The organism is Streptomyces coeruleoprunus (genome assembly GCF_039542925.1).
Taxonomy (GTDB): domain Bacteria; phylum Actinomycetota; class Actinomycetes; order Streptomycetales; family Streptomycetaceae; genus Streptomyces; species Streptomyces coeruleoprunus.
The window spans coordinates 4619476-4633751 of sequence record NZ_BAABIT010000001.1; the positions used below are offsets into that span (position 1 = coordinate 4619476).

A 14276-nucleotide genomic window follows, 5' to 3' on the forward strand; every position below is an offset into this window, starting at 1 on the left:
TGGCGGGATGACTGATCAGTACGCAGGAACACCGTCCGACGGTGACCGGCCGATGCTGCCCGTACTGCGGTGGGAGGAGCCGCCGGACGGACCTGTACTGGTGCTGCTCGACCAGACGCGGCTGCCGGCCGAGGAGGTCGAGCTGATCTGCACCGACGTACCGGCGCTCGTACGGGCCATCCGGACCCTCGCGGTGAGAGGCGCGCCCGTCCTCGGCATCGCGGGTGCCTACGGGGTGGCGTTGGCAGCCGCTCGCGGATACGACGTGGAGGAGGCGGCCGCGCAGCTGGGCAGCGCGCGGCCCACCGCGGTCAACCTCGCTTACGGTGTGCGGCGTGCGCTGGGCGCGTACCGGGCGGTCGTCGAAAAGGGGGCCGACGAGAAGGCGGCCGCCGAGGCCGCGCTGGCGGAGGCCAGGCAGCTGCACCGGGAGGACGCCGAGGGCAGCGCCGCGATGGCGGCCAAGGGCCTGGCTCTCCTGGACGAGCTGCTGCCCGGCGGCAGCCACCGGATCCTCACCCACTGCAACACGGGCGCGCTCGTGTCGGGCGGGGAGGGCACCGCGTTCGCCGTGGCGCTGGCGGCGCACAAGGCCGGACGGCTACGGCGCCTGTGGGTGGACGAGACGCGACCCCTGCTCCAGGGCGCCCGGCTCACCGCGTACGAGGCGGCACGCAACGGACTGTCGTACACGCTGCTCACCGACAACGCGGCCGGCTCCCTCTTCGCCGCGGGCAAGGTGGACGCGGTGCTGATCGGCGCCGACCGCATCGCCGCGGACGGCTCGGTCGCCAACAAGGTCGGCAGCTACCCGCTCGCGGTGCTGGCCAAGTACCACCACGTACCGTTCATCGTCGTCGCGCCGGTCACGACGATCGACCCCGACACCCCCGATGGGGCGTCCATCGAGGTGGAGCAGCGGTCCGGGCGCGAGGTGACGCAGCTCACGGCGCCGCCCCAGGCCGGTGGGGCCACGGTGAGGCAAGGTGTCGGGGTGCAGGTGGCGCCGCTGGGGACGCAGGCGTACAACCCCGCGTTCGACGTCACGCCGCCGGAACTGGTGACCGCCATCGTTACTGAGGTAGGAGTGGTGTCCCCCGTCACCGGTGGAGGAATCGAAGAGCTGTGTGCCAGGTCACGCCAGGTAACGATTAGCTAATGGGATGATGTCGATTATGAAGGGACGCGTCCTTGTCGTCGACGACGACACCGCACTGGCCGAAATGCTCGGGATTGTGCTGCGTGGTGAAGGGTTCGAGCCGTCGTTCGTAGCGGACGGCGACAAGGCACTTGCCGCATTCCGTGAGACCAAGCCGGATCTGGTGCTGCTCGACCTCATGCTTCCCGGACGGGACGGCATCGAGGTCTGCCGGCTGATCAGGGCCGAATCCGGCGTGCCCATCGTCATGCTCACCGCGAAGAGCGACACCGTCGACGTGGTCGTCGGGCTCGAGTCGGGGGCGGACGACTACATCGTCAAGCCGTTCAAGCCGAAGGAGCTGGTCGCCCGCATCCGGGCGCGGCTGCGGAGGTCCGAGGAGCCCGCTCCCGAGCAGCTCACCATCGGTGACCTGGTCATCGACGTGGCAGGGCACTCCGTGAAGCGGGACGGGCAGTCGATCGCGCTCACCCCGCTGGAGTTCGACCTGCTGGTGGCGCTGGCCCGCAAGCCGTGGCAGGTGTTCACCCGCGAGGTCCTGCTCGAGCAGGTCTGGGGCTACCGCCACGCGGCGGACACCCGGCTGGTGAACGTGCATGTCCAGCGGCTGCGCTCCAAGGTCGAGAAGGACCCGGAGCGGCCGGAGATCGTAGTGACCGTCCGTGGCGTCGGTTACAAGGCCGGACCGAGCTGACATGACCCGCGGCAGTGCTGCTCCGAAGCCCGGGAAGCCGGGAGTCCGTGCGGGGCGGGCTGCCGGACCCGAACAGGCCACGACGCGCCTGGGCCGGCTGCTGAAGGACGGGGCCCCGGGCGGCCCCGTGCTGCGGCTCCTCGTGCGCTGGGTGCGCCGACCGCTGCTGCCCGCCGTACGGCTGTGGCGGCGCAACATCCAGCTGCGGGTGGTCGTCGCCACCCTGCTGATGTCGCTCGGCGTGGTGCTGCTGCTCGGATTCGTCGTCATCGGCCAGGTACGCAACGGACTGCTTGACGCCAAGGAGCGCGCTGCGCAGTCCCAGGCGGCGGGCGGCTTCTCGGCGGCACAGGAGCAGCCGAGCGTCGCCACCGGGCCCGCCGGCCCGGACGGCGGTGACGCGAACGGCGTGACGTCCCGGTCGTTGCTGAACTGGCGGTCCGACCTGGTCGTCCAGCTCGCCAGCGGTGGCCAGGGCGCCTTCGACGTCGTGGCGCTCAGCTCCGACTCCGAGGGAGCGGCGCCCAGCCGTGGCGCGCGCGCCTCCGGCGGCGTGGAGCCCGTGGCGAGCATCCCCGTCGCACTGCGGGAGGCCGTGGCGCAGAGCACCGGCACCTTCCAGACGTACACCCGGATCCGCTACACCGACGGCCAGCACTCCGAGGCCGGCCTTGTGATCGGCAAGCGCCTCAACGACGTCGACGGCAACCCGTACGAGCTGTACTACCTCTTCCCGCTCACGCAGGAGGAGGACTCCCTCTCCCTGGTCAAGACGACCATCGCGACGGCCGGCCTCTTCGTCGTGGTGCTGTTCGGCGCGATCGCCTGGCTCGTGGTCCGGCAGGTCGTCACACCCGTGCGGATGGCGGCGGGCGTCGCCGAGCGGCTGTCGGCCGGCCGCCTCCAGGAACGCATGAAGGTCACCGGCGAGGACGACATCGCCCGCCTCGGCGAGGCGTTCAACAAGATGGCCCAGAACCTCCAGCACAAGATCCAGCAGCTGGAGGACCTGTCCAGGATGCAGCGCCGGTTCGTGTCCGACGTGTCGCACGAGCTGCGGACGCCGCTGACGACCGTGCGCATGGCCGCGGACGTGATCCACGAGGCGCGCGGCGACTTCGACCCGGTCACCGCACGCTCGGCGGAGCTGCTGGGCGACCAGCTGGACCGGTTCGAGTCGCTGCTGGGCGACCTGCTGGAGATCAGCCGCTTCGACGCGGGCGCCGCCGCGCTGGAGGCCGAACCGATAGACCTGCGGGACGTCGTGCGCCGAGTGATCGGCGGCGCGCAGCCGCTGGTGGAGCACAAGGGCGGCCGGATCCTCGTCGTCGGCGACGAGCAGCCCGTCATCGCGGAGGCCGACACCCGACGCGTCGAACGCGTCCTGCGGAACCTGGTCGTCAACGCGGTGGAGCACGGAGAGGGCCGCGACGTCGTCGTACGGCTCGCGTCGGCGGGCGGCGCGGTGGCCGTAGCGGTCCGCGACTACGGTGTCGGTCTCAAGCCCGGCGAGGCCACCCGTGTCTTCAACCGGTTCTGGCGCGCCGACCCGGCGCGGGCCAGGACCACGGGCGGCACGGGCCTCGGACTGTCGATCGCGGTCGAGGACGCACGGCTGCACGGCGGCTGGCTGCAGGCGTGGGGCGAACCGGGCGGCGGCTCGCAGTTCCGGCTGACGCTGCCGCGCACGGCCGACGAACCGCTGCGCGGCTCCCCGATACCGCTCGAGCCCGAAGACTCCCGGCGCAACCGCGAGCGGGCGGCCGCGGCAGCCAAGGACGGCGGGCGCCAGGCGGGCGGACCCGGACAGGGCCCGGCCGGTGACCGGTCGCCGCTGGCCGTACCGCCCCGCCAGGCGCGCACCGCCACCGCCGACCCCACCGCCCTGCCCGGCAACGGGGCCCGCGTGGTCGCCCGCGGAACGGGGCCGACGGGCCAGGAGGAGCCCTCGGGACAGGAACACTCGAAGCGGGAGGACACGACTCGTGGGCGCTGACCCTCGTCGGTACGGCCATGGGCGAACGGCGCGGGGGGCGGCAGTCCTGGCGTGCGCCGCGGTGCTCGCCGGATGCGCGTCTATGCCCGACAGCGGCGACGTCAGCCCCGTGAAGGCGTCCAAGCCGGGCGACTCGCAGGTGCGGGTCTACCCCGTACCGCCCCGGGAGAACGCCGAGCCGGGCGAGATCGTCGAGGGGTTCCTCGAAGCGATGACGGGCGACGACCCCGGCTTCGAGACGGCCCGCAAATACCTCACGAAGCAGGCCGCGCGGACCTGGAACCCCGAGGAGCGCACCACCGTGCTCAGCGCGGTGCCCGTTCCGCAGCAGGCGGAGACCAGGCGGCCCGGGCGGGGCGCACAGCCCGCCGAGGACCAGAGCCTCGTGTACCCGCTGTCGGGGCAGAAGGTCGCCACGGTCGACAACCGGCACGCCTACCAGCCGCTCGACCCGGTTCCGTACAGCGAGTCGATCAGGCTCGTGCAGCAGCGCGGAGCGGACGGCAAGAGCAAGGAATGGCGGATCGACCGGCTCCCGCAGGGCCTCGTCATCAGCGAGTCCGACTTCCAGCGCAACTACCGCTCGGTCAACAAGTATTACTTCGCCGCGGGCAAGAGCTGGGTCGTCGCCGACCCGGTGTACATCCGCAAGCGGCAGGACCCCGTCACCCGCATGGACGCGCTGACGCAGACCGTCAAGGCCCTTCTGGAGGGCCCGACGAATTGGCTGAAGCCGGTCGTCGATTCGCGATTCCCCACGGGCACGGACCTGAAGAAGGACGTCACGTCACTGTCGACGGACGACCAGAACACGCTCAAAGTGCCGCTCAACAACAAGGCCGACGGCGTCGGGCGTGAGCAATGCCGCTATATGGCCGCCCAAATCCTTTTCACCGTCGGTGATTTGGGATCGACGAGGGTGCAGCAGGTCGAGCTGCAGCGTTCCGACGGGCGTGAACTGTGCGTCCTCGGCGAGGACCAGAAGTCCGACTTCATGGCCGACCGCACGACGGGAATCCGCGAGAACCCGTACTTTGTCGACTCCGCGGGGAAGCTGGCACAGCTCCAGACGGGCGCGAAGGACGTCGTCGAGCCGCGGCACGTCTTCGGCCCGTTCGGCGACGGCGCCGCGAAGGTCGAGAAGGTCGCCGTGGCCCGCGACGAGCAGCACGCGGCCGCCGTGTCCGAGAACGGCCGCAGCCTGCGCGTGGCCTCGGTCGTCTCCGACGCCGAACTGCCCGAACCGCTGGTCACCAGCAAGGGCCCGCGGCCCGACGACCGGCTCTCAGCGCCCAGCTGGGACGGGCGCGGCGACCTGTGGGTGGCCGACCGCGACCCGGCGGATCCGAAGCTCCTGCTGCTCTCCGGCGGCTCCGGTGAACCCCGGCCGGTCATCACCCCGTGGCTGACCGACGGGGTGCGGATCGAGGGACTGCGGGTCTCCGAGGACGGCGTACGCATCGCGCTGCTCCTCAAGGAGGACGGCAGGACAACCCTGCAGATGGGACGCGTCGAGCGACAGGGAACCGGCGACCGGCAGAAGGTCTCGGTGGTGGACCTGCAGCCCGTCGCGCCACGCATGGAGTCGGTGGCGTCCGTGTCCTGGGCCGGGCCGAGCCGCCTCGTCGTCCTCGGCAAGCCGGCCGGCGGCGTGCAGCAGGTGCGCTACATCCAGACCGACGGGTCGACGTCCGCAGCGGTGATCCCGGGCCTGAACCAGGTCAAGGCCGTGGCCGCGGCCAACGACGAACGGGCCTCGCTGGTCGCCCTGGCGGACGACGCGATCGTGCGGCTCCAGGGCGGCACGAACTGGCAGCCCGTCGTGGAGAAGGGCACCTCGCCCGTCTACCCCGGCTGACCGTCCACAGGCGGTTTTCCACAGGGGTGGCACGGCAGCCCGGCCGACGCCACAGTAGAGGCCATGCGGGGATGGTGGCAGGAGATCACCGGGCTCGTACTGCCGGTGGCCTGCGCCGGCTGCGGCTGTCCCCGTACGCCGCTGTGCGACGCATGCGCGCGCACGCTCCACGGGCGGCCGCCGCGACGGGTGCGGCCGACGCCCGAACCGGCAGGACTGCCCGAGGTACACGCCGCCGCGCCGTACGCGGACGCGGTACGGGCGGTATTGCTGGCGCACAAGGAACGCGGCGCGCTGGGGCTGGCCCGACCCTTGGGCGTGGCGCTGGCGAGCGCCGTACGGGCCGCTGCGGGGCCGCGGGGGGCATGGGGGGAGGGGGCGGGGGCGGGCCCCCTGCTACTGGTCCCCCTGCCCTCCGCCCGCCGGGCCGTGCGGGCCCGTGGGCATGACTCGGTGCGGCGGATCGCGTCGGCCGCGGCCGGTGAGCTGCGTCGTTCGGGAACGGTGGCGTGGGCCGTTCCGGTGTTGCGGCAGTGCCGGGCGGTGGCCGATCAGTCGGGGCTGGGCGCGCGGGAGCGGCTGGCCAACATGGCGGGGGCGCTGGAGGTGGGGGCGGGGAGCGGGTGGTTTCCCCCGGACGGGTGCCTGGTCCTCGTGGACGACCTCATGACGACCGGGGCGTCGCTGACCGAGGCCGCCAGAGCGGTGCGCGCCGCCTTTGCGGGGGCGCGTGGAAGAACGCCGCAGGTGAAGGCAGCGGTGGTGGCAGCATCTCCCGCCTCGTTCGAAATAAACCGGAACTGACAGGGAACTTGCAACGTTGCAGGTGGTGAGGGAGTGAGAACAACCGATCGGAGGTTTGTGCTGGTAGCGGGTGCCGACACCCGTCCGGGCGAGCTATGTTCGGTGGTACAGGAATGGCGAAAGCCGCCCTTCATCGAATGCGCGGCCATGCGTCCGGCCGGAATCCGGAGCCGGTCAGCACATGGAAGTTGTGGGGTGGGGATCTTGTCGACTGGGGAGGAGGAGGTGGAAGTCGCCAAGTCCGAGGCTCCGGTGCTTACCGGGGTCTGGTGCAAAAGGGAGATGCTCACCGGCGAGTAGAAGCCGGTTGGAGCGATCCGGGAACGGAGTTCTGCGTGGACATCGTCGTCAAGGGCCGCAAGACCGAGGTGCCCGAGCGGTTCCGCAAGCACGTGGCCGAGAAGCTGAAGCTGGAGAAGATCGAGAAGCTTGACGCCAAGGTGATCAGCCTCGACGTCGAGGTGTCCAAGGAGCACAACCCGCGGCAGGCCGACAGGTCCGACCGCGTGGAGATCACCCTCCACTCCCGAGGCCCGGTGATCCGGGCAGAGGCGGCTGCAGGCGACCCGTACGCAGCGCTCGACCTGGCCACAGGCAAGCTCGAGGCGCGCCTCCGCAAGCAGCACGACAAGCGCCACACCCGCCGGGGCAACGGCCGTCTGACGGCCGCGTCGGTGCCGGACGCGGTGCCGGGCGTGGCACGACTCAACGGGACCGGTGTCGCCGTCGTCGAGGAGGCGGCCGAGACCATTCCCACGACCCGGATGGGATCCCTGGAGGTTCAGGGCGAGGGCCCGCTCGTGGTCCGCGAGAAGACGCATACTGCGGCCCCGATGTCACTCGACCAGGCGCTTTACGAGATGGAGCTGGTCGGCCATGACTTCTATCTGTTCGTCGACGCGGAGACGAAGCAGCCCAGCGTCGTGTACCGGCGCCACGCCTACGACTACGGCGTGATCCACCTGGAGAACGACCCACTGGCAGGCAGTGAGGGAGGCGGCGCCGGCGGTGCGCTCGGCGGCTGATCCGGTCTGATGTGGTGCCCCTGGAGCGCCCCGTGCGCCCCCAGGGGCACCACCGTGCCACCGATGGATCACCGCATCGTCGGCGGGGCATGAAATCATGGCGGCACGCGCCAACCTCTCCCTCTTGGAACGGGGTTGGTGCTTCGACCGTGAACTTTCAGGGCCCCGGCCTTCAGGGGGAGGAACGATGGCGGACAGCTTCGGCCCGGTGCACCATCCGGGCGGCTCCGGCGCCCCGGACGGCGGTGCTGGGGCGGCGGACGGCGGCCCCGGCGCGAACGGGGACACGTCCCGCAAGGAGCCCATCAGGGTCCTGGTCGTCGACGACCACGCGCTCTTCCGGCGGGGGCTGGAGATCGTCCTCGCTCAGGAGGAGGACATCCAGGTCGTCGGGGAGGCCGGGGACGGGGCGGAGGCCGTCGACAAGGCTGCCGACCTGCTTCCCGACATCGTCCTGATGGACGTGCGGATGCCCAAGCGGGGCGGGATCGAGGCGTGCACCTCCATCAAGGAGGTCGCCCCCAGCGCCAAGATCATCATGTTGACGATCAGCGACGAGGAGGCCGACCTCTACGACGCGATCAAGGCGGGGGCGACCGGCTATCTCCTCAAGGAGATCTCCACGGACGAGGTCGCGACGGCGATCCGGGCCGTCGCCGACGGACAGTCGCAGATCAGCCCCTCGATGGCGTCCAAGCTGCTCACCGAGTTCAAGTCGATGATCCAGCGCACCGACGACCGCCGCCTCGTGCCGGCGCCGCGGCTCACCGACCGTGAGCTGGAGGTGCTGAAGCTGGTGGCCACCGGGATGAACAACCGGGACATCGCCAAGGAGCTGTTCATCTCCGAGAACACCGTGAAGAACCACGTCCGCAACATCCTGGAGAAGCTCCAGCTGCACTCCAGGATGGAGGCGGTCGTGTACGCGATGCGCGAGAAGATCCTCGAGATCCGGTAGCCGGCAGTCGTAAGCCCGGGGCGGCCGCCGCCCCGGTCAGGCGAGGGCCGCCGTGAGCGGCGCGGCCAGTTCCGGGGCGTCGACCCGCTCGACGCGGACCGCGTCGCAGCCGACCCACTCGGCCGCCTCGCGCAGGGCCTGGGCCATGAAGGGCACCGCGCTCGGGCCGGCCAGGGACACCTGCTTGGCCACCAGCGTGCTGCCCTCGCGCGCCGGGTCGACCCGGCCCACCAGCTTCCCGCCCGCGAGCAGCGGCATCGCGAAGTAGCCGTGCACCCGCTTCTGCTTCGGTACGTAAGCCTCCAGCCGGTGCGTGAAGCCGAAGATCCGCTCCGTCCGGGCCCGCTCCCAGATGAGCGAGTCGAACGGGGACAGCAGCGTCGTGCGGTGCCGGCCGCGCGGGGGCGCCGCCAGGGCCGCCGGGTCCGCCCAGGCGGGCTTGTCCCAGCCCTCGACCCGCACCGGCACGAGCCCGGAGTCGGCGACCACCGCGTCGAACTGCTCGCCCTTGAGGCGGTGGTAGTCGGCGATGTCCGCGCGCGTGCCCACGCCCAGCGCCTCGCCCGCGAGCCGGACGAGCCGGCGCAGGCACTCGGCGTCGTCCAGTTCGTCGTGCAGCAGCTCGTCCGGGACGGCCCGCTCCGCCAGGTCGTACACCCGCTTCCAGCCGCGCCGCTCGGTGCAGACCACTTCGCCGTACATCAGCGCGCGCTCGACGGCGACCTTGGACGCCGACCAGTCCCACCACTCGCCGCCGTTCTTGGCGCCGCCCAGTTCCGTGGCCGTCAGCGGCCCCTCGGCGCGCAGCTGCGCGATCACGGCGTCGTACGCGCCGTCCGGCAGGTCGTGGTACCACTGCGGCCGCGCGCGGAAGGCGCGGCGACGGAACGCGAAGTGCGGCCACTCCTCGACGGGCAGGATGCAGGCCGCGTGCGACCAGTACTCGAAGGCGTGCCCGTCGGTCCAGTACGCCGTCTCGACGGTCTTGCGGCCCACGGCGCCCAGACGCGCGTACGGGATCAGCTCGTGCGAGCGCGCCAGCACGGAGATCGTGTCCAGCTGCACGGCTCCCAGGTGGCGCAGGACGCCCCGCACCCCGGCGCGGCGGTTCGGCGCGCCGAGGAACCCCTGGGCGCGCAGCGCTGTGCGGCGCGCCTCGTCGGCGGAGAGTTCGGTGAGGGGACGCGGCAGGGTCGTCGACATGGGGTCCACGCTAGAGGCCGCCACTGACAACGGGGCGGGCCCTACGGAATACGGAAGGCGGTCACCGGACCCGTGCCGCCGGCCCCGATCACTGGACCCCCACCGCCTCAGCCCTGTGGCGGGAGGTACGGCACGCCGGCCGGGAGGGACAGGTCCGAGGGGAGCAGGGATGCCAGCCAGCAGTCGCGGAGTGTGCCGCGGTGGTCCAGGGCGGCGCGCAGGGTGCCCTCCATGACGAAGCCCGCCCGCTCGGCGACCAGCCGGGACCCGGTGTTGCCGACCTCGGCCCGCCACTCCAGCCGGGTGCAGGCCAGCTCGGTGAAGGCCCAGCGGGCCACGGTCAGGACCGCCTCCGTGGCGTAGCCGTTGCCCCGGTGCTCCTTGGCGGTCCAGAAGCCGATCTCCCAGGAACCGGAGCGGGGGTGGTGCAGGCTGGTGGCCGCGAGGAGCGGGCCGCCGTCCCGGGACCGTACGGCGAAGGTGTACTCGGTGTCGGCGCGCCAGGCCTCCGGGACGTACCGCCTCGTGAAGTCCTCCGCGTGCGCCAGTTCGTACGGGGACGGGAGCGGTATCCAGCGCTGGATCTCGGGGTCCTGGCAGGCGTTCCGCACCTCCTCGGCGTCGCCGGGCGTGAACGTGCGCAGCTGCAGGCGCTCGGAGGTGAGGGTGACGGGTTCCATGACGGGATTCTGGTACCGGTGGACGAAACGGGCGAACACTTTTCGGATCCAGCGGCACCTTCCGGGGTCCCCGTGCGTTGTCCTTCAGGGCGGCAGTCGGTCATCGGCGGTGACGGACCTCCCGGCGCGGCGGGGTCCTCGCTTACGATGACCGTTGCGGTGGGGCCCACCTGCCGTGCCCGTGCCAGTGTCCATGACAAGACCTAGTGCCAGGCCCGACCGGCAAGGAGACCAGCCTCAGTGTCCGTCTTCCACAAGCTCATGCGTGCAGGCGAAGGCAAGATCCTGCGCAAACTGCACCGCATCGCGGACCAGGTCAACTCCATCGAAGAGGACTTCGTCAACCTCTCCGACGCCGAGTTGCGGGCGCTCACCGACGAGTACAAGCAGCGGTACCAGGACGGTGAGAGCCTCGACGACCTGCTCCCGGAGGCCTTCGCGACCGTCCGGGAGGCCGCGAAGCGCGTCCTCGGCCAGCGTCACTACGACGTCCAGATCATGGGCGGCGCGGCGCTGCACCTCGGTTACGTCGCCGAGATGAAGACCGGTGAGGGCAAGACCCTCGTCGGTACGCTCCCGGCGTATCTGAACGCGCTGTCCGGCAAGGGCGTCCACCTGATCACGGTCAACGACTACCTGGCGGAGCGCGACTCCGAGCTGATGGGCCGGGTGCACAGGTTCCTCGGCCTCACGGTCGGCTGCATCCTGGCCAACATGTCGCCCGCGCAGCGCCGCGAGCAGTACGCCTGCGACATCACGTACGGCACGAACAACGAGTTCGGCTTCGACTACCTCCGCGACAACATGGCGTGGTCCCAGGACGAGCTCGTCCAGCGCGGCCACAACTTCGCCTGTGTCGACGAGGTCGACTCCATCCTGGTCGACGAGGCCCGTACGCCGCTGATCATCTCGGGCCCGGCGGACCAGGCCACGAAGTGGTACGGCGACTTCGCCAAGCTCGTGCAGCGCCTCAAGCGCGGTGAGCCGGGCAACCCGCTCAAGGGCATCGAGGAGACCGGCGACTACGAGGTCGACGAGAAGAAGCGCACGGTCGGCATCCACGAGTCCGGTGTGGCCAAGGTCGAGGACTGGCTGGGCATCGACAACCTCTACGAGTCGGTGAACACCCCGCTCGTCGGGTACCTGAACAACGCCATCAAGGCCAAGGAGCTGTTCAAGAAGGACAAGGACTACGTCGTCATCGACGGCGAAGTCATGATCGTCGACGAGCACACCGGCCGTATCCTGGCCGGCCGCCGCTACAACGAGGGCATGCACCAGGCGATCGAGGCGAAGGAAGGGGTGCCGATCAAGGACGAGAACCAGACGCTCGCCACGATCACGCTCCAGAACTTCTTCCGCCTGTACGACAAGCTCTCCGGCATGACCGGTACGGCCATGACCGAGGCCGCCGAGTTCCACCAGATCTACAAGCTGGGCGTCGTCCCGATCCCGACGAACAAGCCGATGATCCGCAAGGACCAGTCGGACCTGATCTACCGCACCGAGGTCGCGAAGTTCGCCGCTGTGGTCGACGACATCGCGGAGAAGCACAAGAAGGGCCAGCCGATCCTCGTCGGTACGACGTCGGTCGAGAAGTCCGAGTACCTGTCGCAGCAGCTGTCCAAGCGCGGCATCCCGCACGAGGTGCTGAACGCCAAGCAGCACGACCGTGAGGCGTCGATCGTCGCCCAGGCGGGCCGCAAGGGCGCGGTCACGGTCGCCACGAACATGGCCGGTCGTGGTACGGACATCAAGCTCGGCGGCAACCCCGACGACCTCGCCGAGGCGGAGCTGCGCCAGCGGGGCCTCGACCCGCTGGAGACCCCGGACGAGTGGGTGTCGGCGCTGCCGGGCGCGCTGGAGAAGGCCGAGCTGGCCGTGAAGGCCGAGTCGGAGGAGGTCCGCGAGCTGGGCGGCCTCTACGTGCTGGGCACGGAGCGGCACGAGTCGCGGCGCATCGACAACCAGCTGCGCGGTCGTTCCGGCCGTCAGGGCGACCCGGGCGAGTCCCGGTTCTACCTGTCGCTGGGCGACGACCTCATGCGGCTGTTCAAGGCGCAGATGGTCGAGCGCGTCATGGCGATGGCGAACGTGCCGGACGACGTGCCGATCGAGAACAAGATGGTGACCCGCGCGATCGCCTCCGCGCAGTCCCAGGTCGAGCAGCAGAACTTCGAGACCCGTAAGAACGTCCTGAAGTACGACGAGGTCCTCAACCGCCAGCGTGAGGTCATCTACGGCGAGCGCCGCCGCGTCCTGGAGGGCGAGGACCTGCACGAGCAGATCCGCCACTTCATGGACGACACGATCGACGCCTACATCCAGGCCGAGACCGTCGAGGGCTTCGCCGAGGAGTGGGACCTGGAGCGGCTGTGGGGCGCGTTCAAGCAGCTCTACCCGTGCAAGGTGACCATCGAGGAGCTGGAGGAGGCCGCCGGCGACCGTGCCGGGATCACGGCCGAGTTCATCGCCGAGTCCGTCAAGGAAGACATCCACGAGCAGTACGACGCCCGTGAGAAGCAGCTCGGCTCGGACATCATGCGTGAGCTGGAGCGGCGCGTGGTGCTGTCGGTGCTGGACCGCAAGTGGCGCGAGCACCTGTACGAGATGGACTACCTGCAGGAGGGCATCGGCCTGCGCGCGATGGCCCAGAAGGACCCGCTGGTCGAGTACCAGCGCGAGGGCTTCGACATGTTCACGGCCATGATGGACGGGATCAAGGAGGAGTCCGTCGGCTACCTGTTCAACCTGGAGGTCCAGGTCGAGCAGCAGGTCGAGGAGGTCCCGGTCGAGGCCGCCGCGAAGACCTCGCTGGCGAAGGAGGAGGCCGTGCCGGCGGGCGCGGGCCGTCCGGAGATCCGGGCCAAGGGCCTGGACGCGCCGCAGCGGCCGGACCGGCTGCACTTCTCCGCGCCGACGGTGGACGGCGAGGGTGGCATCGTCGAGGGCGACTTCGACAACGGGTCGGCCCGTTCCGAGGCCGACGGCATGACGCGGGCGGAGCGGCGCAAGGCGCAGAAGGGCGGCCGTCGCCGCAAGAAGTGACCCTCAGGGTCCTCCGGTCCTCCAGGGGCCGGGACCACTGAGGCCGTAGCGGGGCCGGGTACGCGCGAGAGCGTGCCCGGCCCCGCGCTGCGTACGGGGCCGGGTCGGGTCGGCTATGCGTGCGGGGCTGGGGCCGGTGCGTGCCGGTCCTCCGGGATGCCGCCCAGTTCGACGGCCGCGCACCGCCAGCGGCGGTCGACGCCCAGCTCCAGGCGGAACGCCATGGCGCGGACGCGCCCGCCCGCGGCAATGGTCGCGTACGCCTCGACGACACCGGGCCGGGGCGGGGAGCCGCCGCAGCGCCGCAGCACCGGGCGGGCGCCGCGGCCGCCGGGCTCGGCGGGGTCGCACAGGGGGTTGGCGGCGGCGAGCCGGATCAGCTGGTCGTACGCCTCGCCGATGGTGTGGCCGAGCATCCAGTGGACGGGCCGCTCACCGCTGAGGACGGCGAGCAGCCGCTCGGCGAACGCGATGTGCGGGGGCAGGGGGCGGCGCACCTGGAGCGGGACGGTCGGGCTGCTGCTGCTGCCGGCCGGGCGGCCCCCCGGGCCGGTGGGGCGGCTTCGGGTCGGGCCGCCGGGCCGCCGTGAGTCCCGTCGGCCGCCCGGGGCGGTGCCGGCGGCCGGCCGCGCACCGGGGAGGCGCCGGGGCGGTGCGCCGGAGATGCGGGGGGCGGCGGCGGGGGCGCCGGCTTGGGTGGGCCCGGTGCGGGACGAGGCGGACGCGGGCAGGGAGGCGTCGGTGGGCCGGTGCCCGCTGGCCGTCGTGGGTGCGGAAGCGTCGGTGGGCGGGGTGGACGCGGGTCGGGAGGCGTCGGTGGGCCGGTGTGCGACGCGTGTCGTGGGTGCGGG

11 protein-coding genes are annotated in these 14276 nt (G+C 71.2%); 8 read left to right on the plus strand and 3 right to left on the minus strand.

What is annotated here, in order from left to right; genetic code table 11:
- The first annotated feature begins 7 nt into the window (after nucleotides 1–7).
- The 7 genes from mtnA to ABEB09_RS20715 all read left to right on the plus strand — a co-directional run bounded on the left by mtnA (nucleotide 8) and on the right by ABEB09_RS20715 (nucleotide 8494).
- Nucleotides 8–1159, plus strand: a complete 1152-nt coding sequence (gene mtnA / locus ABEB09_RS20685) for an S-methyl-5-thioribose-1-phosphate isomerase (protein WP_345691400.1) — start codon at nucleotides 8–10, stop codon at nucleotides 1157–1159.
- Nucleotides 1160–1163: 4 nt separating this feature from the next.
- Entirely contained in the window at nucleotides 1164–1853 is a 690-nt protein-coding gene (mtrA, locus tag ABEB09_RS20690; protein WP_345691401.1) for a two-component system response regulator MtrA, read from the plus strand.
- A 1-nt stretch (nucleotide 1854) separates the two neighbouring features.
- Nucleotides 1855–3849: an MtrAB system histidine kinase MtrB gene (gene mtrB, locus ABEB09_RS20695; RefSeq protein ID WP_345691402.1), complete on the plus strand. Its 1995-nt coding sequence runs from the start codon at nucleotides 1855–1857 to the stop codon at nucleotides 3847–3849.
- Nucleotides 3839–5707 (plus strand): LpqB family beta-propeller domain-containing protein, encoded by a 1869-nt coding sequence (locus ABEB09_RS20700; RefSeq protein WP_380841283.1) that lies wholly within the window; start codon nucleotides 3839–3841, stop codon nucleotides 5705–5707. Before mtrB ends, ABEB09_RS20700 begins: the two co-directional genes overlap by 11 nt.
- A gap of 63 nt (nucleotides 5708–5770) precedes the next feature.
- Nucleotides 5771–6511 (plus strand): ComF family protein, encoded by a 741-nt coding sequence (locus ABEB09_RS20705; RefSeq protein ID WP_345691404.1) that lies wholly within the window; start codon nucleotides 5771–5773, stop codon nucleotides 6509–6511.
- A gap of 335 nt (nucleotides 6512–6846) precedes the next feature.
- Nucleotides 6847–7536 carry a ribosome hibernation-promoting factor, HPF/YfiA family gene (gene hpf / locus ABEB09_RS20710; protein WP_345691405.1) on the plus strand — a complete coding sequence of 230 codons (690 nt, stop codon included), beginning with the start codon at nucleotides 6847–6849 and terminating at the stop codon, nucleotides 7534–7536.
- 187 nt (nucleotides 7537–7723) lie between these two features.
- Nucleotides 7724–8494: a response regulator gene (locus ABEB09_RS20715; protein ID WP_345691406.1), complete on the plus strand. Its 771-nt coding sequence runs from the start codon at nucleotides 7724–7726 to the stop codon at nucleotides 8492–8494.
- Nucleotides 8495–8530: 36 nt separating this feature from the next.
- On the opposite strand, the gene ABEB09_RS20720 is transcribed toward ABEB09_RS20715, so the two are convergent.
- Complete coding sequence (locus ABEB09_RS20720; RefSeq protein WP_345691407.1) at nucleotides 8531–9697, minus strand: winged helix-turn-helix domain-containing protein; 1167 nt, start codon at nucleotides 9695–9697, stop codon at nucleotides 8531–8533.
- Between the two features lie 107 nt (nucleotides 9698–9804).
- Entirely contained in the window at nucleotides 9805–10377 is a 573-nt protein-coding gene (locus tag ABEB09_RS20725; RefSeq protein ID WP_345691408.1) for a GNAT family N-acetyltransferase, read from the minus strand.
- Between the two features lie 240 nt (nucleotides 10378–10617).
- Here ABEB09_RS20725 and secA point away from each other — a divergent pair, with 240 nt between their 5' ends.
- Complete coding sequence (gene secA / locus ABEB09_RS20730) at nucleotides 10618–13425, plus strand: preprotein translocase subunit SecA (protein ID WP_345691409.1); 2808 nt, start codon at nucleotides 10618–10620, stop codon at nucleotides 13423–13425.
- Between the two features lie 113 nt (nucleotides 13426–13538).
- Here the strand turns inward: secA and ABEB09_RS20735 are convergent, their stop codons facing one another.
- Entirely contained in the window at nucleotides 13539–13922 is a 384-nt protein-coding gene (locus ABEB09_RS20735; protein WP_345691410.1) for an Rv3235 family protein, read from the minus strand.
- Nucleotides 13923–14276 lie beyond the last annotated feature (354 nt).

Coding starts and splice junctions, on each gene's coding strand:
- mtnA (WP_345691400.1), top strand. CDS start 8: ATGACTGATCAGTACGCAGGAACACCGTCCGACGGTGACCGGCCGATG.
- mtrA (WP_345691401.1), top strand. CDS start 1,164: ATGATGTCGATTATGAAGGGACGCGTCCTTGTCGTCGACGACGACACC.
- mtrB (WP_345691402.1), top strand. CDS start 1,855: ATGACCCGCGGCAGTGCTGCTCCGAAGCCCGGGAAGCCGGGAGTCCGT.
- ABEB09_RS20705 (WP_345691404.1), top strand. CDS start 5,771: ATGCGGGGATGGTGGCAGGAGATCACCGGGCTCGTACTGCCGGTGGCC.
- ABEB09_RS20715 (WP_345691406.1), top strand. CDS start 7,724: ATGGCGGACAGCTTCGGCCCGGTGCACCATCCGGGCGGCTCCGGCGCC.
- ABEB09_RS20720 (WP_345691407.1), bottom strand. CDS start 9,697: ATGTCGACGACCCTGCCGCGTCCCCTCACCGAACTCTCCGCCGACGAG.
- ABEB09_RS20725 (WP_345691408.1), bottom strand. CDS start 10,377: ATGGAACCCGTCACCCTCACCTCCGAGCGCCTGCAGCTGCGCACGTTC.